Annotated in this window: 25 protein-coding genes and 1 tRNA gene; 13 read left to right on the plus strand and 13 right to left on the minus strand. The window is 54.3% G+C overall.

Translation table 11 applies throughout. The features are described from left to right. The first annotated feature begins 68 nt into the window (after window positions 1-68). The 6 genes from AACY98_RS00835 to AACY98_RS00860 all read left to right on the plus strand — a co-directional run bounded on the left by AACY98_RS00835 (window position 69) and on the right by AACY98_RS00860 (window position 4,895). Window positions 69-1,490: a M16 family metallopeptidase gene (locus AACY98_RS00835; protein ID WP_339800953.1), complete on the plus strand. Its 1,422-nt coding sequence runs from the start codon at window positions 69-71 to the stop codon at window positions 1,488-1,490. A 42-nt stretch (window positions 1,491-1,532) separates the two neighbouring features. Continuing rightward, entirely contained in the window at window positions 1,533-2,942 is a 1,410-nt protein-coding gene (locus AACY98_RS00840) for a M16 family metallopeptidase (protein WP_339800377.1), read from the plus strand. A gap of 80 nt (window positions 2,943-3,022) precedes the next feature. Further along, window positions 3,023-3,598 carry a 16S rRNA (guanine(966)-N(2))-methyltransferase RsmD gene (rsmD, locus tag AACY98_RS00845; protein WP_339800380.1) on the plus strand — a complete coding sequence of 192 codons (576 nt, stop codon included), beginning with the start codon at window positions 3,023-3,025 and terminating at the stop codon, window positions 3,596-3,598. Window positions 3,599-3,636: 38 nt separating this feature from the next. Then, window positions 3,637-4,137 carry a pantetheine-phosphate adenylyltransferase gene (gene coaD, locus AACY98_RS00850; RefSeq protein WP_126979856.1) on the plus strand — a complete coding sequence of 167 codons (501 nt, stop codon included), beginning with the start codon at window positions 3,637-3,639 and terminating at the stop codon, window positions 4,135-4,137. 40 nt (window positions 4,138-4,177) lie between these two features. Further along, the gene (locus AACY98_RS00855; RefSeq protein ID WP_339800384.1) at window positions 4,178-4,444 is read left to right on the plus strand and encodes a YfhL family 4Fe-4S dicluster ferredoxin; all 267 of its coding nucleotides are present in this window, start codon (window positions 4,178-4,180) and stop codon (window positions 4,442-4,444) included. A 58-nt stretch (window positions 4,445-4,502) separates the two neighbouring features. Then, the gene (locus tag AACY98_RS00860; RefSeq protein ID WP_339800387.1) at window positions 4,503-4,895 is read left to right on the plus strand and encodes a hypothetical protein; all 393 of its coding nucleotides are present in this window, start codon (window positions 4,503-4,505) and stop codon (window positions 4,893-4,895) included. A 56-nt stretch (window positions 4,896-4,951) separates the two neighbouring features. On the opposite strand, the gene pth is transcribed toward AACY98_RS00860, so the two are convergent. The 7 genes from pth to AACY98_RS00895 form a co-directional block, all read right to left on the minus strand. Continuing rightward, entirely contained in the window at window positions 4,952-5,539 is a 588-nt protein-coding gene (pth, locus tag AACY98_RS00865) for an aminoacyl-tRNA hydrolase (RefSeq protein ID WP_339800390.1), read from the minus strand. Window positions 5,540-5,657: 118 nt separating this feature from the next. Continuing rightward, window positions 5,658-6,290 (minus strand): 50S ribosomal protein L25/general stress protein Ctc, encoded by a 633-nt coding sequence (locus tag AACY98_RS00870; RefSeq protein ID WP_339800393.1) that lies wholly within the window; start codon window positions 6,288-6,290, stop codon window positions 5,658-5,660. Between the two features lie 97 nt (window positions 6,291-6,387). Then, the gene (locus tag AACY98_RS00875) at window positions 6,388-7,371 is read right to left on the minus strand and encodes a ribose-phosphate pyrophosphokinase (protein ID WP_126979851.1); all 984 of its coding nucleotides are present in this window, start codon (window positions 7,369-7,371) and stop codon (window positions 6,388-6,390) included. 159 nt (window positions 7,372-7,530) lie between these two features. Further along, a tRNA-Gln gene (locus AACY98_RS00880) sits at window positions 7,531-7,607 on the minus strand. Window positions 7,608-7,679: 72 nt separating this feature from the next. Further along, entirely contained in the window at window positions 7,680-8,639 is a 960-nt protein-coding gene (gene ispE / locus AACY98_RS00885) for a 4-(cytidine 5'-diphospho)-2-C-methyl-D-erythritol kinase (RefSeq protein WP_126979850.1), read from the minus strand. A gap of 60 nt (window positions 8,640-8,699) precedes the next feature. Continuing rightward, a complete protein-coding gene (locus tag AACY98_RS00890; protein ID WP_126979849.1) occupies window positions 8,700-9,275 on the minus strand; it encodes a lipoprotein insertase outer membrane protein LolB in 576 nt (191 codons plus the stop codon). Continuing rightward, window positions 9,272-11,659 carry a tetratricopeptide repeat protein gene (locus AACY98_RS00895; protein ID WP_339800399.1) on the minus strand — a complete coding sequence of 796 codons (2,388 nt, stop codon included), beginning with the start codon at window positions 11,657-11,659 and terminating at the stop codon, window positions 9,272-9,274. The genes AACY98_RS00890 and AACY98_RS00895 overlap by 4 nt, the downstream gene beginning before the upstream one ends. Window positions 11,660-11,804: 145 nt before the next feature. On the opposite strand from AACY98_RS00895, the gene mutM reads away from it, so the two are divergent. The 3 genes from mutM to mutY all read left to right on the plus strand — a co-directional run bounded on the left by mutM (window position 11,805) and on the right by mutY (window position 15,941). Further along, window positions 11,805-12,617 carry a bifunctional DNA-formamidopyrimidine glycosylase/DNA-(apurinic or apyrimidinic site) lyase gene (gene mutM / locus AACY98_RS00900; protein WP_339800402.1) on the plus strand — a complete coding sequence of 271 codons (813 nt, stop codon included), beginning with the start codon at window positions 11,805-11,807 and terminating at the stop codon, window positions 12,615-12,617. Window positions 12,618-12,754: 137 nt separating this feature from the next. Beyond that, complete coding sequence (locus AACY98_RS00905) at window positions 12,755-14,740, plus strand: dynamin family protein (protein ID WP_339800405.1); 1,986 nt, start codon at window positions 12,755-12,757, stop codon at window positions 14,738-14,740. 31 nt (window positions 14,741-14,771) lie between these two features. Beyond that, window positions 14,772-15,941 carry an A/G-specific adenine glycosylase gene (mutY, locus tag AACY98_RS00910; RefSeq protein WP_339800408.1) on the plus strand — a complete coding sequence of 390 codons (1,170 nt, stop codon included), beginning with the start codon at window positions 14,772-14,774 and terminating at the stop codon, window positions 15,939-15,941. Window positions 15,942-15,992: 51 nt separating this feature from the next. On the opposite strand, the gene AACY98_RS00915 is transcribed toward mutY, so the two are convergent. Then, entirely contained in the window at window positions 15,993-16,394 is a 402-nt protein-coding gene (locus AACY98_RS00915) for a YchJ family protein (protein WP_339800411.1), read from the minus strand. Window positions 16,395-16,575: 181 nt separating this feature from the next. Here AACY98_RS00915 and yaaA point away from each other — a divergent pair, with 181 nt between their 5' ends. Further along, window positions 16,576-17,352, plus strand: coding sequence for a peroxide stress protein YaaA (gene yaaA / locus AACY98_RS00920; protein ID WP_339800413.1), 777 nt, complete (start codon window positions 16,576-16,578; stop codon window positions 17,350-17,352). Window positions 17,353-17,391: 39 nt separating this feature from the next. After that, on the plus strand, window positions 17,392-18,177 hold the full coding sequence (locus tag AACY98_RS00925; RefSeq protein ID WP_339800416.1) for an NADPH-dependent 7-cyano-7-deazaguanine reductase QueF: 786 nt from the start codon (window positions 17,392-17,394) through the stop codon (window positions 18,175-18,177). A 53-nt stretch (window positions 18,178-18,230) separates the two neighbouring features. Here AACY98_RS00925 and AACY98_RS00930 read toward each other — a convergent pair whose 3' ends face one another. Next, a complete protein-coding gene (locus AACY98_RS00930; RefSeq protein ID WP_339800419.1) occupies window positions 18,231-18,875 on the minus strand; it encodes a GDSL-type esterase/lipase family protein in 645 nt (214 codons plus the stop codon). Window positions 18,876-18,914: 39 nt separating this feature from the next. After that, complete coding sequence (locus AACY98_RS00935) at window positions 18,915-19,595, minus strand: GDSL-type esterase/lipase family protein (RefSeq protein ID WP_339800422.1); 681 nt, start codon at window positions 19,593-19,595, stop codon at window positions 18,915-18,917. Between the two features lie 99 nt (window positions 19,596-19,694). Between AACY98_RS00935 and AACY98_RS00940 the strand changes: the two genes are divergently transcribed. Further along, window positions 19,695-20,045: an ArsC family reductase gene (locus AACY98_RS00940; RefSeq protein ID WP_126979839.1), complete on the plus strand. Its 351-nt coding sequence runs from the start codon at window positions 19,695-19,697 to the stop codon at window positions 20,043-20,045. Between the two features lie 46 nt (window positions 20,046-20,091). Here AACY98_RS00940 and AACY98_RS00945 read toward each other — a convergent pair whose 3' ends face one another. Both AACY98_RS00945 and AACY98_RS00950 read right to left on the minus strand, forming a co-directional pair. Further along, entirely contained in the window at window positions 20,092-20,877 is a 786-nt protein-coding gene (locus AACY98_RS00945) for a class I SAM-dependent methyltransferase (RefSeq protein WP_339800425.1), read from the minus strand. Next, the gene (locus tag AACY98_RS00950; RefSeq protein ID WP_126979837.1) at window positions 20,874-21,149 is read right to left on the minus strand and encodes a metal/formaldehyde-sensitive transcriptional repressor; all 276 of its coding nucleotides are present in this window, start codon (window positions 21,147-21,149) and stop codon (window positions 20,874-20,876) included. Before AACY98_RS00950 ends, AACY98_RS00945 begins: the two co-directional genes overlap by 4 nt. 167 nt (window positions 21,150-21,316) lie before the next feature. On the opposite strand from AACY98_RS00950, the gene dmeF reads away from it, so the two are divergent. Then, complete coding sequence (dmeF, locus tag AACY98_RS00955; RefSeq protein WP_339800957.1) at window positions 21,317-22,333, plus strand: CDF family Co(II)/Ni(II) efflux transporter DmeF; 1,017 nt, start codon at window positions 21,317-21,319, stop codon at window positions 22,331-22,333. Window positions 22,334-22,432: 99 nt separating this feature from the next. Here dmeF and AACY98_RS00960 read toward each other — a convergent pair whose 3' ends face one another. Then, the gene (locus AACY98_RS00960) at window positions 22,433-23,689 is read right to left on the minus strand and encodes a D-amino acid dehydrogenase (RefSeq protein WP_339800430.1); all 1,257 of its coding nucleotides are present in this window, start codon (window positions 23,687-23,689) and stop codon (window positions 22,433-22,435) included. Between the last annotated feature and the right edge of the window lie 37 nt (window positions 23,690-23,726).

Below are 23,726 nucleotides of genomic sequence, written 5' to 3' on the forward strand. Positions count from 1 at the left end.
GTGCTCATTCTATGAAAACATCGCATATTATGGTTCGTTTCACGTATATCTTGACATGGGTGCTGTGTATGGTGGTCACACCGGCATGGGCACAGTCGGCATCTGAGGCATCTGTTGTACCTGCTCCTGCCCAGCAGAGCAGTGCGGCAACAGAACCTCAAGTATATGAGTATCGCCTGGACAACGGCATGACGCTATGGGTCAAGCCGGATCACCGGGCACCCACCGTAACACATATGGTCTGGTACCGGGTGGGTTCGCGTGATGAAGTGGACGGGACCTCGGGTGTTGCACATATGCTGGAGCATATGATGTTCAGAGGCACTTCGGCGATTCCCGGTGGTGGTTTTTCACGCCGGGTGGCTGAGCTGGGTGGGGATGACAATGCTTTTACCAGCTATGACATGACAGCTTACTATCAGCAGATTCCTAACCAGGCGCTGCCTGAGGTGATGCGCATGGAAGCTGACCGCATGAGAAATCTGACGCTCAATGAAGCTGACTTTCTCAAGGAGCTGGAAGTGGTCAAGGAAGAGCGCCGGATGCGTACCGACGAGCGTCCCCGGGCCCAACTGTGGGAGCAACTACGGGCTACGACATTCATGGCTGATCCGTACCACCGCCCAGTTATTGGCTGGATGAGCGATCTGGACGCCATGACGGTCAATGATGCACGCGAGTTTTATCAGCGCTGGTACCGGCCTGATAACGCCGCGGTGATCATTGTGGGTGATGTGCAGCCTGAAGATGCGCTCCAGATGGCGACGCAGACATATGGCAAGATTGCCACCCCTGCCACGGCGCTGGCGCCTGGGAAACCGCGTACCGAACCTCAGCAGCAGGGAATCCGGCGCATTGAACATAAAGCGCCGGCGGCCCAGTCGTATGTGGCCTTGGCCTTTAAGGTGCCAGGCATTGCAAGCTGGGATAAGGACGATGCCCAGTCACAGGATGCTTACGCATTGACGCTGCTGGCTGCGGTGCTGGACGGCACATCCTCTTCGCGCTTACAACGCCAACTGGTGCAGGGAGAAGGCGGCAAGCGCATTGCAGACAGTGCCAGTGCCGGTTATGAACTGGTTGCCAGAGGGCCTGTGTTGTTTGTGGTGTCCGGTGTGCCGGCACAAGGCCATACGCCGGAAGAACTGGAGCAGGCGTTGCGCGCTGAAATTGCCCGTATTGCACGTGAAGGAGTGGACGCCAAAGAACTGCAGCGCATTAAAACACAATGGGTCGCTTCGCAGGTTTACCAGAATGATTCCCTGATGTCGCAGGCGCAGGATCTGGGCAGCAACTGGATTTTGTATGCCCCGCCACTGGCCACAGATTTGCTGCTGGAGCGGTTGCGTGAGGTAACGCCTGAGCAGGTGCAGGCGGTTGCCGCACGTTATTTTGGTGACGATCAACTGACGGTGGGCATTTTGAGGGCACAGCCGTTGCCGGCAGGAGCTGCTGCACAGGACGAAGATGCGCCTGCCGCACTGCATTGATTTTCAGACAATAGCCAAACAGCGCATGAATGGTCATATAGCATGAGATTGAAAAATTTGAATTTTCTGGCAGAAATGATGCAGCAAATATCAGCACGGATGTTTCACAGTGTACTGGGCGTGGTCGCAAGTGTTGCGATTCTGGCAAGTGGCAACATGGCACATGCCGGGCCACAGATTGAGCAGTGGACGCTGGACAATGGTGCCAAGGTTTACCTGGTGCAAAGCCGCTCCTTGCCGATGCTGGATGTGAATATCGCGTTTGACGCAGGCTCCAGGCGTGACCCTGCGGACAAAATCGGACTGGCAGACTTTGCAGCCATACTGGCTGACAAGGGCGTGACGGCAGGAGCAGTAGGGGCAGATGCCCACCAGGAGCCTGCACTGGATGAAAACGGTGTGACGGATGCGTGGCTCGATCTGGGCGGGATTTTTGCGGCTTCTGCCAGCCGGGACGAGTTTTCATATTCGCTGCGTACATTGACGTATCCGGACGTTTTACCCGAAGCGGTTGCACTGGCTGCGCGCGTGATTGCGCACCCGAGTTTTCCGGCAGATGTGTTGAAGCGTGAGCAGGCCAGGGCGGTTGCAGCGCTGAAAGAAAGCCTGACACAACCCGGGCCTGTGGCCTCGCGCGCTTATTATGCGGCGGTGTATAGCGGACACCCGTATGCAGATCAGTATACGGAGCAGACGCTGAATGCCATTACGGTTGCGGATTTGAAAAACTTTCACGCACGTTATGTACTGCCGTGCCGTGCACGGATTTCAATGGTAGGCAATGTGAGCCGTGAAGAGGCCAATGACATTGCGCAAAAACTGTTGTCGCAACTGCCGCAATCAGGCGCTTGTCCGGCACTGCCTGAGGTGGCAGAGGTGCCCGCGTTGACACAAGCAGTGCATGAAAATATGAAGTTCAATGCCGCTCAGGCGCAGATTCTGGTGGGTGCACCTGGCATCAAGCGCAGCGATCCGGATTTCCTGGTGCTGGTGGTAGGTAACCATGTGCTGGGCGGCAATGGGTTTTCTTCCCGTCTGATGCAGCAGGTGAGGGAGGAACGTGGGCTGACGTATGGTGTGGGGAGCTATTTTGCACCGGGCGCCAATGTGGGCGCGTTTACCATCTCGCTGAAAACCCGTCCTGATCAGGCTCAGGAAGCACTCACAGTGGTGCAACAGGTGTTGACGACATTCATGAATGAAGGGCCAACCGAAGCGGAATTGCAGGCGGCCAAGGCGAATCTGGTGGGTGGTTTTCCATTGATGTTTGACAGCAATGCCAAACTGCTCAGGCAGGTGGCTAACATTGCCCGCAATGATCTGCCGCTTGATTATCTGGACCAGTGGCCGCATTTGATTGAAGCGGTGACGGCAGACCAGGTCAAGCAGGCGTTTCAGCGTGTGATTGATCCTGACAAGATGGTGACGGTGGTGCTGGGCGCTCAGGAATAGGCAATGGTTGTCTGGCAGGATCGCGGCGCGTGGCGGGTACAGTGAAAACGCATCATTCCAAACCCCGGAGCCGGCCGGCTGTGCCGGTAAAACGCCGCCCGGGCAGTGCACCGGGAGAGGTGCGGATCGTTGGCGGGCAATGGAAGCGTACAAAATTGCCGGTGATGGATATGCCAGGTTTGCGGCCAACACCGTCCCGGGTGCGTGAAACGCTGTTCAACTGGCTGGGGCAGGATTTGTCCGGCTGGCGCTGTCTGGATGTATTTGCCGGGACGGGCGCTCTGGGGTTTGAGGCAGCTTCCCGGGGGGCTGCCCACGTGACATTGGTTGAAAAAGACAAGCGTCTGGCCCAACACCTGCAACGGGTACGGCAAAAGCTGGGCGCTGCAAATGTGGAAGTGCTTTGCGGGGATGGCATGGCGGCATTAACGCGTTGTGAGGCCGGCAAAGTTGACCTGGTTTTTTTAGACCCGCCATTTGCTGCCAATCTGTTTGAAAATGCCTTGGTGCAAGCGCAACGTGTGGTGTCACCCGATGGTGCCATCTATCTGGAGGCAGACCGGCTAATTGAGCCCCCGAAAGGGTTATCCTGCTATCGTCAGGCGTGTGCAGGAGCAGTGTATTACCATCTTTTTATACCCGGCGGGGCATCGTAGCGTTTTTTTGTTGTTCTGTCATTAAATTGATAAAAACCATGATGAATGAAGTGATCGCAGTTTATCCGGGGACTTTTGATCCGCTGACTCGCGGGCATGAAGATTTGATTCGCCGTGCCAGCAAGATCTGGTCGAAAGTGATTGTGGCAGTGGCTGCTGCGCATCACAAAAAAACGCTGTTTGATGTGCAGGAGCGGCTGTATTTGGCGAAAGATGCACTGGCGGCTTACCCTACGGTGGAAGTGCAGAGTTTTTCAGGGCTGCTGCAGCATTTTGTCGAAGCCAACGGCGCCACAGTGGTTGTGCGTGGTTTACGTGCGGCCAGTGATTTTGAATATGAGTTCCAGATGGCAGGCATGAACCGCCATTTGATGCCGCAGGTGGAAACGGTTTTTCTGACGCCTGGAGAGCAGTATCACTTTGTTTCTGCCACATTTGTGCGCGAAATTGCGCTGTTGGGCGGGGATGTATCGCAGTTTGTTTCACCTGTTGTGGAGCAGTATCTGCAGAAGCGGCGTCAGCAAAAACAGTTAGGCTGACACCTGCTGATAGGAATATGCCGTGTAGGAAGGTTGCATTATGGCCTTGATGATTACCAGCGAATGTATCAATTGTGACGTTTGTGAGCCGGAGTGCCCGAATGAGGCGATTTCAATGGGGCCGGAGTATTATGTGATCGATCCTTTGAAGTGCACAGAATGTGTCGGGCACTTTGATGAGCCGCAGTGCGCACAGATATGTCCGGTTGAATGCATTCCGGTGAATCCGGATTACCGGGAAACTCAGGATGAGTTGCTGGAAAAATTCAACCTGCTTCAACTGACGAAACAAAAAGCGGCGGTTTGATTGCAGTTGATTGCGCGGCAGTAGCAAATGTATGCATAGAGCATGCAAGAGGATGGAGATGAAAAAACATTCAATCACGGCTGGAGCATTGTCTGTCATGACCGCTTTGATGTTGACAGCCTGTGTCAGCAGCGCTCCTTCGGAAGTGCGCGTTACCCAGGCGGACAGTGGCCGCCATATCAGAATGCACCGGGGACAGGAACTGGTGGTTGAAGTGCCGCGCAGCGGCTCTAATTATATGTGGGACGTTTTTGAGCATGGCCAGGGCGTTTTTGAAGCGCCGACCAGGCAGGTGCTGCAATTGTCTGAACAGGGGGCAGCCGTGGAGCGCTATGTTTTCATGGCGTTGCGGCAGGGGGAAGACCAGATCCGTATTGTTGAGCTGCCCTCCAACCACAGCACAGATATTCCCCGCAGTGAGTTGCAGTTGAATGTGACTGTGACGAATTGAGCGGTATTTTTCGGTTGGGGTAGTGAATCCCCTCAAACCTCTCCCTGGTGAGTCGCTTATGGCTGGTCTGCTGCGGGTTTTGCATTGATGATGCGGGTAGCGGCTTCAAACTCTCCGGCAAGCAAATCAGGGACAGCGCTCATGGTTTTGTCAATACAGTGTTGTATCGCGTTCCGGTTTTCTGCCGATGGCCGCTGTAGTACCCAGTTGATCACCTCACTTCGCACCCCCGGATGTCCGATTCCAAGGCGCAGCCGCCAGTAATCACGTGTTCCTAGCTTGGCTTCAATATCTTTGAGCCCGTTATGTCCGGCATGGCTGCCGGCAAACTTCAGTTTGGCGTGTCCTGGCAGCAGGTCAAGTTCGTCATGGGCAACCAGAATTTCCTGTGCTTCAATTTTGAAAAAACGGGCCAGAGCGGCAACAGACTGCCCGGAGCGGTTCATATAGGTTTGAGGCTTCAGCAGCCAAACAGTCTCCCCGTTTTGCTGTGTACGGGCAACCAGGCCAAAATAGCCTTTTTCCATTCGCAATGTGGTGTTCCACTGGCTGGCCAGTGCATCAATCCACAGGAACCCGGCATTGTGTCGGGTTCCTTCGTATTCGGTTCCTGGGTTTCCTAAACCAACAAACAGCTTGATCATGGTGCTATTATCTGTGAGAAATAAAAAAGTCCGCTAAAGGGCGGACTTTTAGAGGCAAGGCATCAAATGACCGTCAATGGTGTTTGATGCTTTACCTGTATATCTGCGTTGATCCCGATCAGGATGCAGCAGGAGTAGCAGGCGCTGCTGCGTCAGCTGCTGGGGCAGCCGGAGCCTCGTCAGAAACTGTTTCTTCCACAATGTTGGAAGCAGTGACCAGCGTGAGGTCTTCTTCTGCATGGCTGACCACGTTCACCCCTTCAGGCAGGGTCAGGTCAGAGACGTGCATGGCACCATTTTTTTCCAGTTTGGAAAGGTCCACAGCAATAAACTCAGGCAGTTGGCTGGGCAAGCACTGGATTTCCAGTTCGCTGGCGATGTAGTTGACCATCTGGCCGTCAATTTTGACTGCCGGGCTTTCTTCTGCACCGCTGTAATGCACAGGAACTTTGAGCGTAATGGGTTTTTTCATGTTCACACGTTGAAAGTCAATATGTGTGATGAATGGCTTGTAGGCGTGGTATTGCACGTCACGCAGCAGTACTTTGGTGACTTTGCCGTCAACTTCCATGTCCAGAATGGAGGAGTGGAAAGCTTCTTTACGTGCAGCATGCCACAAAGCATTGTGGTCAAGCTCGATCGGCAGTGCATCACCATTGCCATAGACAATACCAGGAACTTTACCCGCACGGCGCAGGCGGCGGCTCGCACTCGTTCCCTGCTCTTTGCGTTCAAAAGCGACGAATTTCATGGATAACTCCAAAATCATTGAACCGCCGCGACCAGCGGTCCGGTTAAAAACTACAGCAGGCTTTTAAAAAAGCCTGCTGTAAGCGAAACTATCTATTTTAGCCTAAATTCAGGCCGGGTTGTTCCTGTTCAAGAAACAGGCTCATAACCGACTCACCCGTCGAGATGCGGTGTATGGTTTCTGCAAACAAGGATGCCACACTCAGCACCCGTATTTTGGGGCAGGCCTGCGCTGCCGGAGACAGCGGAATGGTGTTGGTGACAACCAGTTCATCCAGGGCGTTTCCGGATGAGAGCCGTTCAATGGCCGGGCCCGACAGGATCGGATGGGTACAGTAGGCCAGCACGCTCTTGGCGCCGCGCTCTTTGAGTACTTCGGCGGCTTTGATCAAGGTGCCTGCCGTATCGACAATGTCATCCATGATGACGCAGTTGCGGCCTTCGATTTCGCCAATGACGTGCATCACTTCGCTGACGTTGGGGCGAGGGCGGCGCTTGTCAATGATGGCCATATCGCACCCCAGGCCTTTGGCAAATGCACGCGCACGTACAACGCCGCCGACGTCAGGAGAGACGATCATCAGGTCGCTGTAATTTTTGCTGCGGATGTCTGCCAGAAGAATGGGCGTGGCATAGATGTTATCCGCCGGGATGTCAAAAAACCCCTGAATCTGGTCTGCGTGCAGATCCATCGTCAGCACGCGCGTTACGCCGACTGCCTGTAACATGTTGGCAACCACTTTGGCCGAAATGGGCACGCGGGCCGAACGCACCCGGCGATCCTGCCGGGCGTAACCGTAATAAGGAATCACGGCGTTGATGCGCTCGGCAGAGGCGCGTTTGAGCGCATCGACCATGATGATCAGTTCCATCAGGTTGTCATTGGTCGGGTGGCAGGTTGGCTGAACCACAAACACGTCCCGTGAGCGTACGTTCTGTTTGATTTCAACATAGACTTCGCCGTCAGAAAACTTGCTGACATTGGCTTTGCCCAGGGGGATGTTGAGTTGTGCTGTGATTTCCGCTGCAAGAGCGGGATTGGCGTTGCCTGTGAAGACAATATATTCATTAGGCGGATGCATCGTTATTCCGCAAGAGTTGGGGGTTGGTTTGATCCGCAACACATAAGAACCGACAAGAGCGAATAAGCTGATATTGCTCTTGAATGATGAGTTGCAAGTTTGTGCATATCATCCCGGTTGACATATTGGAATATGAAGCCTGTGTTGTTTCTCAAAAAATGGCAGGGGCGGAAGGATTCGAACCTACGCATGCCGGAATCAAAATCCGGTGCCTTAACCAGCTTGGCGACGCCCCTACATACTTATTACAGTATCACATGATGACACTATAACCTTTTGAACCATACACTTTCGGTTCAACTCCACACTCAATCTGGCAGCCAGTCTGGGTGTGGATGTTCATCCAGAATTTTACACATCTTAAACTGCCAGCCAAAAGGCAATGAATTGGTTGACTGTTCAAGTGGATCAACACTCTTTCGCATGGCCGCAAAAACAGCACTGCCAGAGCCTGTCATGCGTGCCGGCCCTCCAGACAGATCTGACAGGTATTCAAGTGCCTGCCCGATCTGCGGCTGAAAAGCCACAGCAACTTGCTGCAAATCATTGTGTCCAAAATCAAACACAGCATAGGGGTTTTCGGCCCCGGTTTTCAGCAATGCATGCTGCTGTATTTCACTTTCGTTTTCAAAACGCTTTGAACACAGATCGAAAGAAGCGAAGTCCGCCATTCTAACAGGCTTTGTATTTCTTGTCAGTACAGGGCTTGAAAAAAGCTGTTGTGTAGAAACGCCAAATTCCGGTTTTAAAACAGCGATCGGGGTGTGAAAAGCAGTGTGGGGTAAAGCCAGGTCAGAAATCTGCTCGCCAACGCCCTCAACCCACGCCGGGCCACGATGCAGAAAGAAGGGAACATCTGCACCCAGTTGTTGCGCCAGGGCATGTAACTGTAGGGCGGTGAGCCGTGTTTGCCACAGGTGGTTTAATGCCAGCAGGGTGGTTGCAGCATCTGAACTGCCACCGCCCAGGCCGGCTTGCGCAGGGATGTTTTTTTGGATGGAGATATCTGCGCCATACGCGGTGCGGCTGTTTTGTTGCAGTAACCGGGCGGCACGGATGATCAGATCGTCTTCCGGCAGTGCGGCGCCCAGGTCATGACGGGTAATGACGGCATCGTTGCGGCGCTCAAAATGCAGCGTATCAAACCAGTCAATGGCGACAAATGCAGACTGCAGCAGATGATAGCCATCATGACGCCGGCCTGTGATATGCAGAAACAGGTTCAATTTGGCCGGGGCCAGAACATCGTGAAGGGCGTGTGGCTGCATGGCAATGATTGGTTTTTATGAATGATGCAGGTGGTTTATTTTGGAAAAAGGTGAAACGGTTTACAGAGAATGCGTCGGGGTGGTATTGTCATCATGCTCATCCACAATGGCCCTTAAACGCACACGGGGGGCGGGTTGTTGGCGTTCTGCACTGATGACGCCACCGGCAGCACGCGTGAGGTTGACTTCCCAGCCGGGAACGACCTGCTCAGTGGGTTTGCCTTGCAGCCAGTCAAACAGGGCCGCAATGGGGATGGTTTGTTCAAAGTAGGCTAGTGTGAGCGCATCCAGGCTTTCGTAATTCTGCGTTTCTTCACTGGTGGTCAGGACGGCTTTGCCGGGTTCCCAGTCAACCTGCGCGATTGTGCTGCCCACGGGGGTGGAAAGCCGCAGGGTGCCCTGAGCCGGGGAGCCGGCCAATTCAAAATGCGCCGACCATGAGTCTGCCTTGCTGCCCGGAATCCGTGGGTCAGCCTCCTGCGACAAAGCCAGCCGACCGGCAAAATACAGTGGGGCACCCAGATCACGCAAGCCATACAGTGGGCATGCTGTCAATGTCAAAGTAACCAGACATAACAGCAGCCATATATGCAGGCGCTTCCAGCCATGTGACAAAGCGGAGGGAAACCGGCTCATGGCAGGGTGACTTTCAGTCTTTCCAGCGTTTCTTTCAGGTCGGGATCATCAGGATACTGTTGCTGAACGTCACGCCAGATCAGCATGGCTTCTGCCTGTCGCCCGCTGTGCCAGAGCACTTCACCCAGGTGCACGCCAATTTCTGCGATAGACGGGTCGAGGTCATATGCATTTTGCAGCCATTCCAGTGCTTTGCTCAAATTTCCCAGCTTGAATTCAATCCAGCCCATACTGTCCAGAATGGGGGCACTGTCGGGTTGCAATGCATAAGCTTTCTCGATAAGCTCCTTGGCTTCCTGCAGGCGTATGCCACGGTTGGTTAACATATAACCCAGATCGTTGTAGGCCATGGCGTTTTCCGGGTCCAGTATCATGACACGGCGCAACAGCTTTTCGGCTTCTGCCATGTTGTCGAGCTGATCGGCCGCTACAGCCTGCAGTTGCATCAGCGCAGGAATTTCTGCTTTCTGCGTCATGGGCGAGAGCAGGTCATAGAGTTTTTGCCACTCGCCTTTGGCGATCAGGGATTCGATGTAGATGGCTGACTGGTGTGCTGCCGCATCGCTGTCCGGGAGGCTGCGTGGCAACACTGCATCTGGCGGCAGGGTAAAGTCGTTGAGCATGCGCTGTGTGATGCGCAAACGTTTGAATGTCTGCTGCAATACATCGCTGTCCGGTGTATCAAGCCACGCGAGTTTCCATGTGGTCATGGCCTCATCGCGCAGGCCCAGTACCCATTGCACTTCACCTAAGTGGGCGGCAACTTCGGAGTCTGGATATTCATTGAATGCCTGTTGCAGGGTCTCCAGCGCTTTTTCAACCTGTCCTTCGCGGAATTCGACCCATCCCAGGCTGTCCATCATCATGGCGTTGCCGGGGTCGAGTTCAAGTGCTTTCTCAACCAGTTCTCTGGCTTCCGGCAAACGCTCATTGCGGTCAGCCAGGGTGTAGCCCAGCGCATTGTAGGCATGGGCGTAGCTGGGGTTGAGGGTAATGACCTGGCGCAGCAACGATTCCATTTGTGGAAAACGGCCAATGCGCTCCGCAGCCATGGCCTGCAGGTAAAGCAGGTCGGCATCAGGTGTCACGCTGGCTTTATCCAGCAGGTCATAGGCCTGGCGCCAGCGTTTGGCCTGCATCAGGATCTGTGCCTGCAACAGCGTTTTTTGCACGCTTTCCTGAGGTGTGCGGGTCGGAAGTCCAGCCGCAGCTTTGAACGCTTCGTTGTATTGACCGTCTTGTGCCAGCAGCCCGATATAGGCTTTCAGTGCCGGGATTTTGATTTCAGGGTCATTGATCTGGTCTATCCATTTTTGGGCTGCCTGCAGGCGCCCCAGGTCGGCTTCGGCCTGGGCCAGTTCCAGATAGCTTCTTTCACGGTTGTTTTGAGCTTCCGCAGATGCGTCGCTGGCGGTTTTTTCGAGATAAGCCTGCAGGTTTTTCATACCTTCCTGGGTATGTTTGGTTTCAATCTGGAGAGAACCCAGAATAAACCAGGCAATGGCAGGCGTATCCGGGTTTTTTACAGCAATTTCCAGTTGCTGTATGCCCTGATTGATGCGCTGCTGGTGCAGCAGGGTCTGGATATAGGCGAGCCTCACCTGCTGGTCGGCCGATTCGTTTTTCAGGTAGGCCTGCACCAGTTCTTCTGCCTGTGGTACCGAACTGTCAATCAGGCTGACGGCAGCCAGAATCGGTTCGGGCGCCTCTGGCGCCAAAGTATGGGCCTGTTCAATAGCGGCATATGCTTCATCGAGTTTGGACACCGAGAGTTTCATGATGCTCAGGGAAACCCAGGCGGCCATGGCTTCTTCGGAATTGGTTCCGCTGAGCCAGGGGGACAGAATGGCCTGGTACCGGGGTTCTATCTCTTTGGCGTGTGGCGCCAGGTACTGGCCCAGCGCCGCAATGAACCGGGGGCGTTCTTCATCCGGGGTCAGGCGAATCATGGACTGCGCTGCATCTGTGATCTGGCCGTAGCGCTGCATGCTGATCAGAATATCCAGAATGTAGCGGTTCGCATCTCTGGATGTGGGATCGGCTTTTTTCCATTCCTGTGCGGCTGTCAGCGCTGAACCGGTTACTTTGGCCTGCAAGGCAATGTTAACGGCGCGCTCATAAAGTTGCGGGTCGCCGGATTGCTGGGCAGATTTCAAAATCAGGATATAGGCGTCGTTCAGGTTGCCGTCGATGTAATTCAGCTCGGCAGTCATGAGCTGGTAAAGAAGCCGGGCATCCAGCGAAGAAGAGCCGGGAAGGGAGCTGTTGCCGCCGGCAGTTTCCGGAGGTGCGCTGTGCTGTGCGCGTGGGTTTTGCGCAACACATGCCGTTAAGGGAAAAGCAACCAGCAATGCGGTCAGTACACTTGCTGTAAAAGATCTCAAACTGTATTTTTGCATCTTGATCCGCTTGAAATAAAAGTAAAAAGCGCTAAATATGCATTCTATAGGCTCTGCGCTGTCCGTGGGGGTGTCAGTACAATAATGGCTGATTTTGAGAAGACTACAAAAGGGTTAACCTGTTTGTTATATGCCTGAATTACCCGAAGTTGAAGTAACGCGCCAGAGTTTCATGGCGCAGATAAGCCATGCGCAGATTGTGTCTGTCCGCATGGGTAAACCATTGCGCTGGCCGCTGGGCTGTGCGCCCGAGCAATTGTTGCAGCAAACCATACACCAGGTGCGGCGGCGCGGCAAATACCTGATTTTGGACCTGGACGACGGTGTTTTGCTGATACACCTGGGGATGTCAGGGCACCTGGTGTTTGCCGAGCAATTGCCTGCACCTGCAGCGCATGACCACTTTGATTTGCATACGACGCATGGGGTTTTGCGGTTGCATGATCCGCGCCGTTTTGGCGCTGTGGTGTGGTCTGCCTCTCAGCATAGCGGGGCTGCGCTCAAGCTTTTGGGTGGATTGGGGGCTGAACCGCTCGATCCGGATTTTGATGTGCAGGCATTCGCTGCCGCGCTCAAGCGGCGCCAGGCGCCGATCAAACAGGTTTTGCTGGCAGGCGATGTGGTGGTTGGCGTTGGAAACATTTATGCCAGTGAGGCTTTGTTTCGGGCCGGGATTGACCCCAGAAAACCGGCGTGTAAGGTGAGCAAACCCAAGGTCCAAAAACTTGCAGGCACGATTCAGCAGGTGCTCAGCGAAGCGATCAGGCAGGGCGGGACGACGCTGCGGGATTTTCGCAATACCCATGGAGAACATGGCTGGTTTCAGTTGCAGGCCCAGGTATATGGCCGTGCCGGTGAACCCTGTTTACAATGCGGGCGCCCGATCATTATGCTCCGGCAGGGGCAGCGTTCGACCTATTTTTGCCGGAATTGTCAAAAATAAAGTTGGGGAAAACTGGCGATATTGCTATCATGAACGATGAGGCGGCAGCCCTTGAGCCGGTTTCTGGCCGGTAGGCTGAGAGAAATGGCCCAAAAAGATAAAATAACGAATAAAGAGTAGGACGAAGGGTTAGAGGTGTGAGCGATATTCTTGCGAGTGGACTCAGTCATCTGGATCAGTGGCAACAGGAGAACTTGGTTCAACTGGACCTGCTGGAGGAATGGCTGCACCGGCATGATCTCACAGATGAGCAAATCCGCAATCTGCTGGGGGAGATGCGCTCCCGTTTGCAGGCCCACCAGTTGAATGTAGCGTTTGTCGCCGAATTCTCGCGTGGGAAGTCCGAATTGATCAATGCCATTTTCTTTGCCAATGGCGGGCGCCGGATTATGCCGGCCTCGGTGGGGCGTACCACGATGTGTCCGGTTGAAATCGGATATGACAAAAATCTTCCTCCCTGCATTCGTCTGTTGCCCTTGGAAACCCGGCGCCAGAATATTCCGCTGGCGGAGTGGCGCTATGAACATGACAGCGCCTGGGTGGAGGAGCCGCTCGATATTGACGATATGGATCGCCTGGCTGAATCCATGATGAAAGTCAGCGAGCGGTATTATGTCACGCCGAAAGAAGCGGCTGATCTGGGCCTTTGGGATGAGGAGAATGCAGAGCAGAACCCTTCCGTGAACGCGCAGGGGCTGGTCGAAATTCCCAAATGGCGCCATGCCATTGTCAATTATCCGCACCCCCTGCTCAAGCGGGGTATTTCCATTTTGGACACCCCCGGCTTGAATACCGTAGGGGTGGAGCCTGAACTGACACTGGATTTGCTGCCGCAGGCGCATGCCATATTTTTTATTCTGGCGGCAGATACCGGCGTGACACGTTCAGATCTGCAGATCTGGAAAAACTATCTGAGCGGGCCGAATGTAGCCGATCGGCCCTGTTATGTGCTGCTCAACAAGATTGATGTGTTGTGGGATGGTTTGTTAACACCCGTACAGGCGCGCCAGCAGTTGCAACAGCAGCGGGAAAACTGCGCGGCATTACTGGGTGTGCCGCTGAACCGGATTTTGGGTGTGTCTGCCCAGAAGGGCCTGGTGGGGAAAATCAAAAATGATTTCCAACTGCTTCAGGACAGCAGGCTGCCGTTTGTGGAGCGGCTGCTGGTCAGGGATCTGCTGCCAAAGCGCCAGCAGATTCTCCAGCAGGTGCTGGCTTCGGGGATTGATGAACTGCGTATCTATGTGAAAGAGCGGTTGATCAACCGCCAAAGCAACCTGAAAAAACAGTTGAACGAACTGAACGGGTTGCATGGCAAAAACACCGACATCATCAAACAGGTTACGCTGAAAATCGTAGCGCAGAAAGAGGCGCTGGATTCATTGCGTAAGCAGGCTTCTGCACTGCGGCATGGGCAGAAGAAGAAACTGAAAAAAATTGAGCACATGATGGACCACGAAGCCATTGATGAGGATATGGCCGAGCTGTCTATTGCCTCGCGTGATTCGGGCATGCGCTTGAGCATGACCAAGGTTTTTGAAGAGGCCATGGCCGCATTAAATAAGCGAGCACAGCGGCTGTCCAAGCTGATTGTTGAGTTTGAGACCATTTTAAAAAATGACATGCAGTTGCTGGAAAAAGAGTACGGCATCAAGCTTTCAGTACCACAGGCGCCGGGCGTTGAGGCATTGCTCAGCGATGTGGAAATGCTGCACAAACGGCATGAGAATTTTTTCGGCATCAACCAGGTATTGCGTTTGCGCCGGCCTCACTATGCAGAGCAGATGTTTCGGACTCTGCTGACACGGGTGCGTTCGGTTTTCGACGAGGCATTTGATATGCTGGATTTGTGGAGTAACAATACGTATGGGGTTCTGGTTGTACAGATACAGGACCTTGAAGGCTCGATACAACACCTTTACGAGGGTATTCAGCGGGTTCAGACTGCCAAAGAGCCGCTGGATGAGCGCATTGAGGAGATGGAGCAGCAATATCAACAATTGTCGCAACTGCAAGAGGAATTTGATACGCGGATTTCTGGCCTGGAGCAATGTTCCCTGGGCTATAAACCTCTGGTGGATTCATCTCAGGAAGATGAAAGCGATGCACCGGTTGCAACGTAACGGCCCGCGCTGCCAAATGGTTGATTTCTGAATGCCTGCTGCGAAAAAAGATACCGTAGCAGGTTTGCCATGTTTTGCGGACACTGCCGCCAAAATAGCGAGCCGGTTTGCTTCGTCCCTGGTGATGTGGCAACAGGTGCACGGCAGGCATGATCTGCCATGGCAACAAACGCGCGATCCTTATCGTGTCTGGCTGTCCGAGATCATGCTGCAGCAAACGCAGGTGAGTACGGTTTTAAATTATTACCCACGTTTTTTGGCATTGTTTCCTGATGTGCAGGCGTTGGCTGCGGCCAGCCAGGACGAAGTGCTGGGCCTGTGGAGCGGTTTGGGCTACTATAGCCGGGCACGCAATTTGCACCGGTGTGCGCAGGTGGTTGTGCAGGAGTATGGCGGAGAATTTCCGGCACAGATGGCGCTGCTGATGGAATTGCCCGGCATTGGTCGTTCTACGGCAGCGGCCATTGCGGCGTTTTGTTTTGGTGAGCGTGTGTCTATTCTGGATGGCAATGTCAAACGCGTGCTGACCCGCACGCTTGGCTATGGCGAAGATATTTCGACCACCGCCGCAGACCGTGAACTGTGGACCCTGGCGCAGATGCTGGCACCAAAGCCCGCGCTGGTGCGTAAATATCAGAATGCGTCGATGACGGCCATGGCAAGTTATACCCAGGGACTGATGGATCTGGGTGCCAGCCTGTGCCAGCCAAGGCGCGCGCAGTGTGACCTGTGCCCTGTGGCCCCGCTCTGCCGGGCGCATCAGTCTGGTACGGAACTGGCGTACCCGGTGAAAACGCGCAAGGTCAAACGCAGTGTGCATTCCGGTTATTTGCTGTGGCTGGTTTCTCCGCTGGGGGTCTGGCTGGCACCCCGGCCCACCAGAGGAATATGGGGCGGGCTTTACAGCATGCCGGTATTTGAAAGTGTGCAGCAGCGTGCCGATGTGGTCTCTGCAATGAACGCTGAGCAGGTGACGGAGTTGCCGACGTTTAAACATGTGCTTACCCATATGGACTGGATGCTGCAACCGGCAATGGTCAAGTTGAGTCGGCGTCAGGCGCTGAATCTGCCCACCGTGTTGCAGGAATTGCAGGGAAGCTGGTTCAGCTTGCAGGAGTGGCCGACGCTGGGGCTGCCGGCACCGGTCAGGCGGTTGCTGGAAATGGCACAGGCACCGCAGTCAGATCTTTTTAACCCCTGAGAAAAGGGCTTAGTTTTCCAGACTTTTCCAAGCGTTTCAGGGTGTTGGCGGTTATTCCTGAAATTCGCCGTCTGCATAATACCATTGCCCGCTGATGCGTTCAAAACGGCTGAGTTCATGCAGCCGGTGTGCCTTGCCCCGTATACGGTATTTGGCAATGAACTCCACAGTGGCGTGTGTGTCATCCTGTTGCTGGTGGCTGCAGATCTGAAGGCCGATCCATTTCAATTCAGGATCGGGCGGGTCGATTGTCTGTGGCCGTGTTCGCGGGTGCCATGTTGCCAGTAAATAAGGGCGCAGGTCAAATACAAAAGCGCTGTAGCGTGAGCGCATCAGCGATACGGCGTCCGGCGCTTGCAGGGGCTGGGTGCCATCGTGCCAGCGCTGGCAGCATTGCTCATAGGTGTGGCCGCTTGCACAGGGGCACGAAAGAGGGGCGGATCGCTTTTTCATGGGGTGTATTATCAGTCAAAAAGCAGGCCGTCATTTCAATGGTGTTGTTGTTCATGTGCTATGTATTGCTACAAAAGTCCGGGGTTTGGGGCTCGACAGATTCATGCCGCAACCATTGAAGGTAAACTTTCATAGCTGTAATTTTGATGGATTGGTTATTTTGATCAGGAGTGAGCCTGCCATGTTGTTTTTACTGTCCCCCGCCAAATCACTGGATTATGATACGCCAGCGGTAACAGCACTGCATACGCAGCCCCGGTTTAAAAAGGAGGCTGCCGAACTGATTGGCATCATGCGTGAGAAAACCCCGGCACAGGTTGCTTCGCTGATGGGTATTTCCGACAAGCTGGCGGCATTGAATGTGGCGCGCTATCAGGCCTGGAGTCCCCAATTTACAGCCAAAAACAGTAAACAGGCGGCTCTGGCTTTTAATGGCGATGTGTATGATGGGTTGAATGCGGCGGGTTTAAATGAGGACCAGTTGCAGTGGGCGCAGGAACACCTGCTGATTCTCTCCGGGCTGTATGGTGTGCTCAGGCCCTTGGACTGGATGCAGCCTTACCGGCTGGAGATGGGTGTGAAGCTGGTGAATCCGCGAGGCAAGGATTTGTATGCGTATTGGCAGGATAAAGTTACATCAGCCCTGAATGAGCGGTTGGTGCAGGAAAAAACGCCTGTAGTGATCAACCTGGCTTCTGAAGAGTATTTCAAGGCCGTTGATACGCAGGCACTGAAAGCACGCGTGGTGCAGTGTGTATTTGAAGAGTTTAAAAACGGGACTTATAAAATTGTGAGTTTTTATGCCAAGCGGGCGCGTGGCCTGATGATGCGTTATGCCATTGAAAAACGGGCGAAAACACCACAGGCACTACAAAAGTTTGACCTGGACGGGTATGCCTATGACAGCGCGGTTTCAGATTCTGGGCGCATGGTGTTTCGCCGCCGGCAGGCTGCATAAACCGCAGGCTGATGGCTGCCACTGATGGTGAATATGGGTATGGATGAACAGGTGTTAAAGGCAATGCGCCAGCTCAGGCAGCGCGAAGCCATTGGTTTGAAGCAGGGCCAGACGGTACCTTTCACCGGGGCCGATGTCTGGAATGGCTATGAAATATCGTGGCTGAACCGCTGGGGTAAACCGCAGATTGCATTGCTGCGCTGGGTGGTTCCGTGCCAGTCTGTGTATTCATTCAACCCAGCGGTACTGCAGGCTTATTTCAATGGTTTGGCGATGCAGCGTTTGGATTCGAGCGATGCACTGAAAGAATTGCTGACAGACGATTTGAGCCGGGTGGTTGATTGCAGCGTCAGTGTGGATTTGATTGAACATGATGCTTTTGAGCAAGAAGAATTGTGCACGGAGTTTGACGGCACTTCGCTTGACCGCCTGTTTGTTGAACTGGACCAGTATGAGGGCGCAGATGCAAGTCTGCTGAAAAGAGACAGTGAACAGCAGCCGCATACGGAAGTGCTGACCAGCAACCTGCTGCGGGTGTCAGACCCGGCAACCGGAGTAGCCCTGTGGGCCAGTGTGCGCGTGGCTTATACCGGTGCGCCAATTGAACATGCGGGGCTGTTGCGTTACCTGGTCAGTTACCGGATGGAGCGCATGGGGGCTGAAACCTGTATTGAACGCATATACATGGATGTGCTCAGGGCGTGTCAGCCGCAGCGTCTGTTTGTATATGCACGGTTTACCCGCCGCCATGGCATGGATGTGAACCCGCTGCGTTGCAGCGCCCCGCAAGCATTGCCACCGATGCAGCGGCTGGTGCGTCAATAGTCCGTCATATGAAGCCCTGATCCCAAAGGGGCTGGGCAGGACGATGGGGTTAATCAGCGTTTGAGCAGGCCGGTTTCGCGTAAAGATACCGCAAGCAGTTCTGCAAAACGCGCATAGCCCCGTGCATTGGCATGAATCTGGTCAGAGCGCAGGCTGGAGTCCGATAAAACATCAGCCCAGCCGCCTTTTTGCAGTGGGATGTTCATTTCTTTTGCCACTTCAGCGTACATCGGATGGTCGCTTAACGAGCCGACACTGGCTCCCACCAGTGAGGGTTTCGGTACGGCAATGAGCATGTTTTGTGCGCCGCTGTCTTTGATCTGCCGGCAGATGGCGATCAGGTTGCTGCGGGTGGTAGCTTCCGGCACACGGCGCAAAAAGTCATTGCCGCCAATGCTGGTCAGTACCAGTTTCGGGGCGTATTGTTGCAGTAAACCTGGCAGGCGTTTTAATGCACCTTCTGTGGTGTCACCGGAAACACCGGCGTTGATGACATTCCAGCCAGTGATCTGCGCCAATACGGCCGGGTAGCTGGTCTGAGGGTTGGCACCGTAACCGTATGTGATGGAGTCGCCCAGGGCCAGTACCGTGGCTCCGGCAGGAATCGCTATGAGCTGCGGTTCATCATTACCGCAGGCGGCTAGCGTGCCTAATATCAGGCTACCAAGTGAAAATTGCAGAAAATGGCGGCGTTGCATAAGCTGGGTGGAGACTAAATTAAAACAGTTTTAAGTATATCAGGTACGGTTGCCGGACAGGCCGTTCCACAGCCCGGCTGTGCGCAAGGACTGGGCGATCAACTGGGCAAACAGCGCATAGCCTTTGGCATTGGCGTGAATCGCATCAGAACGCAGGCCGGGTTGCATGAGTACCTGTGCCAGCGCGCCTTGTTGCAATGGAATATCCAGCGCCTGGGCAATGCGCTGGTACATGGGGGCATCTTCAAGCGGGGGAATCATTTTCGGGTTGCGGATGAAATCGGGCACGGCAATCAGCATCTGCTGTGTCGATGCTGTTTTGATGCGCTCGCAGATGTTGAAGATATTGGCGTAGATGCTGTCTTCGGGCAACCGGGTGAAAAAGTCATTGGTGCCGATGCAGGTCAGCACCAGGTGCGGGTTGTATTTTTCCAGTAACCTGGGCAGGCGCCTCAACGTTCGTGCAGAGACTTCACCGGGGATTCCTGCATTGATCACATTCCAGCCGGTAATTTGTGCCAATACGGCAGGGTAGCTGGTTTCAGGGCTGGCGCCGGTGCCAAAAGTCAAGGAGTCGCCCAGGGCCAGCACCGTCGAACCTGATAAGACAGTGGCTAAAGGAGGATTGGGTCTGGCACAGGCACCCAGAAAACCGGCGCATCCGGCAGAGAATGCGCCTAGAGCAATATTTAAAAAGTGACGACGTTCTAATAAGGACATTGTGAGGTATGTGGGGGAAATCGGTTGTCAGTATACTGTTTCCTGAAGATCTGTGGCTAGGCCATGAGATAGAAAAATTTGAGCTAAAGGAAACAGGATATGCTGAAAGTTTACGGTATTACCAATTGCAGCACGGTTAAAAAAGCGCGTGTCTGGCTGGATGAGCATCAGATTGCCTACGAGTTTCATGACTATAAAAAACAGGGCGTTCCAGCAGATTTGCTGGATGACTGGATCAAGCAACTGAGCTGGGAGGCACTGGTAAACCGCAGGGGGACCACATGGCGCAAGCTCAGTCCTGAAGAGCAGGCAGCCGTAACAGATGCGTCAAGCGCCAAAGCGCTGATGCTGGCCTCTCCCAGTGTGATCAAGCGGCCACTGGTGGTTAAAGGTAAAAAAGCGCTGTTGCTTGGGTTCGATGAAAATGAGTGGGCACAAAAGCTTTCATAACAGAAGATGTATGGTCAGGCCGATGTAGGCAGGGCGGCGTTGGGTTTTATGGGGGCGTGTGGTGGTGTGATATGTGTCCCACACGCATCGACAGCGGCCATGTGATGGTACGGCGCTGCTCGCTAGCACCCCATTTCAGGGTGATTTCGTGCTGAAAAGTGTGCACAGTTTCTATGCCAACGGCTTTTCGGGCTGCCTGCACGGCTGACCATGTATCAATATAGCCCAACAAGTCATCCAGGCGCCACTGTGCTGTCATGGCAAATACCGGCGCGGTGATTTTGTCAAAAGGAAAAGGCAGGTTGCGGTAGCCTTCTTCCACATGGCGCCGCTCAGCCGGCCAGTACGGGCCGATGACGTCATGATAAAACTGCTGCACAATCGCGTCCACAGGGCCTTCCACATGCAGCACGCCATAGGTGATCAGTGCAATCACAGCATGTGGCCGTGCTACTCTGCGGGCCTCCGCATAAAACAATTCCAGGTTTAACCAGTGTGCGGCCTGGGCAACGGTGATCAGGTCGGCACAGGCGTCTGGCAGGCCACTGCGTTCTGCTGTAGCAACCCGGTAGCTCACACGTGCATGCGGCTGTGCATTGGCGATCTGCTGTGGGCTGGCGTCGGTGGCAATGACTTGTTGAAAACGGTTGCCCAGCAGCGTGGAAAGCTGACCGGTGCCGCAACCGCAATCGAGCGCCAGCCGGGTGTTTGGGCTGATGCCTGCCAGATACTCTGCTAGGGCCGCAGGGTAGGTCGGCCGGTGCGCAGCATATTTGTCTGACGCTACGGAAAAATGGTCTTTAAAGGACGGTTCGGGCGGTGGTGTGTTCATTTCAGGTAGGAACGCAGAAGACGTGAAATCTGTTCCAGGTCTTTTGCACGCTGTACCTGCGGTACGCCATCGCGCGCGACATGTTCGCGGATATGCCCATCCAGTACTTCGGTCATCAGCCCGTTGACGGCACCACGGATCGCTGCGATTTGCTGCAATATCTGTGAACAATCCACTTGCTCATTCAGCGCTTTTTCCAGCGCCTGCGCTTGGCCGCTGATGCGCCGTACACGGGTCAGCAGTTTCTGTTTGTCACGGATGGTGTGTGCCATGTCAGCTTTTTCCTGTTGGCTGTTGATGTGTATTGATCATAGCGAATATTGATGGCTTGTGTGGACAGGTAAACCCAAGTAGTTGTGTAATGTTGATTTTTTCATTTGCCAGATAAATATATACTGGGGTATAGTATATTATACTTAGTGTATATTTCAAAACCATGATGAGCGCATCAACCGACTCTTTACCACAAAAAAATCTGCAATTTCATACACACGTGTTCGATGACGGGAACCCGCTGGCACAGCGCAATACCAAACGTGCGGTGATATTGACGGCTGTCATGATGGTCATTGAGATCACTGCCGGTTATGCGTTTGGTTCGATGGCGCTATTGGCTGATGGCTGGCACATGAGTTCACACGTGCTGGCGCTGGGACTGGCATTGCTCGCGTATATTTTTGCCCGCAAGTATGCAGCGGACAGCCGGTTTGCGTTCGGCACCTGGAAGATTGAGATTCTGGGGGGATACACCAGTGCCATTCTCTTGGTACTGGTGGCGCTGGCAATGCTGGTGCAATCGGTGCAGCGTATTGTTGAGCCGTTGCCGATTCATTACAACGAAGCCATTGCGGTGGGAATTCTGGGTCTGCTGGTGAATGTGGTTTGTGCCTGGCTGCTTAAAGGCGGAGAGCATGGGCATCACCACCACCACCATGGTGCTGCGCATGATCATCATCATGAACACCAAAATGGCCATGGCGGGCAGGACTTGAATCTGCGTTCAGCCTATATGCATGTGATTGCCGATGCGGCAACTTCTGTACTGGCGATTGTGGCACTGGTGTGCGGCAAATTCTGGGGTGCTGACTGGCTGGACCCGGTGATGGGTATTGTGGGGGCCATGCTGATCACGTTCTGGGCGATCGGGCTGATACGGGCGAGTGGCCGGGTTTTGTTGGATGCGGAGATGGATGCCCCTGTGGTCGATGAGATCAGGGAGGCGATAGAAAAGGATGCCAAAGACTTGCAGTTGCAGATTGGTGATCTGCATGTCTGGCGTGTGGGCAAGGACAAGTATGCCTGCATTGTGGGAATTGTCACGGCAAGCGATATCACTCCGCAGGATGTGCGGCGGATGCTGTCGGTGCATGATGAACTGGTGCATATCACCGTGGAGATCAACCGGCCGCAGCATGGGGCCGGTTCGGATGGGAAGAATGAACGTTATGCCGGCTGATATGGAGCCAATCAGGGCGTGTTAGCATTAGTACGTCCTGATAAGCAATAAGTACCCTGAGCCCTCTCAACTCTCTCAGCCCTCTGATGGGGGCTTATTTCATTTATAACGGTAAGGCGTTGATGGAATGGTCGGGGTCTGGCCCGTCATGAGTTTTTCCAGCACGTTGGCACTGCCTGCTGCCAGAGTCAGCCCTAAGGAACCATGCCCGGTGTTCAACCACAGGTTACGTAACGGGGTGCCGCTGACAATCGGGCGGCCGCTGGGCGTGGTTGGGCGCAGGCCTGCCCATGCATGGGGTTGGCTCAGGTCACAGGCACCTGGAAAAGTGGCCTGTACATACTGGCACAGCGCCTCGATGCGCGCAGCGTTCAATTGTGTATTCCAGCCGCAGAGTTCGGCAAATCCGGCCGAGCGCAGCATATTGCCTAAACGCGCATGCACGGTTTTGCGGCTGGTATCGGTGATATTGACGACGGGTGCAGCTTCTGGTTTGACGATGGGCAGTGTGATGCTGAAACCGCGGATTGGCTCAATCGGCAGGGCAATGTGCAAAGGCCGCAGCAGTTTGTTGCTGTCAGGGCCGGTGGCGATGACAAAATGGTCGGCTTCAATGCGCTGCTTGTCGCGTGTAATGAGTGCGGTGACCTGACCATGTGCCGTTTCAATGCGTTGAATGGCGCAGTTGTACAGGCATTGTGCGCCGCTGGCCTGTGCCAGGGCACGGCTGAGGGTGTGGGCGTCAATGGCTTCTTCGTCGGCGGTCCAGACGCCAAACGCAATTGTGCCGCCCCCTGTGGCTGCCAGTGCGGGCTCGAGTTCGATGCATTCCTGTGCAGAAACGATTTTCTGTTTACAGCCCATTCTGGCCTGCCAGTTCAACTGGTTTTGCACATGCTCGCGCGATTTTTCATTGCGGTAAATAACGAGTTTGCCGGTTTGGGTAAAAGACAGTTGTTCCTGGTCAGGCAGTTCCGGCAGCCATTGGTGCAGTGTGTCGCGTGACAGGAAGGAGAGGGCCAGCAATGCTTCGGTTGTTTTTCTCACCATGGAGGGCCGGCAGCAGGCGGTAAACTGGGCCAGCCAGCAGGCATGGGCAAACTCCATGCGGGGGTGCCATTTGAGCGGGCTGGAAGCATCCAGCAGCCATTTGGGCAGAGATACCAGCGCATCAGGGGTGGCCAGTGGCTCCACATAGCTGTAGCTCAGTTGTGCGCCATTGGCAAAACTGGTGCCCAGGCCCGGGCCTTCCGCGCTGTCAACCAGGGTGACATCCCAGCCGCCTCTGGCCAGTGCAAACGCACTGGCGCTGCCCACAATACCTGCGCCCACAATACAAACACGACCGTATGTCATTGTGCAATACTCCGGTAAAAAATGATTTTGTTTCAGC

Origin of the sequence: Saezia sanguinis (assembly GCF_963921665.1) — a bacterium.
Taxonomy (GTDB): domain Bacteria; phylum Pseudomonadota; class Gammaproteobacteria; order Burkholderiales; family Burkholderiaceae_C; genus Saezia; species Saezia sanguinis.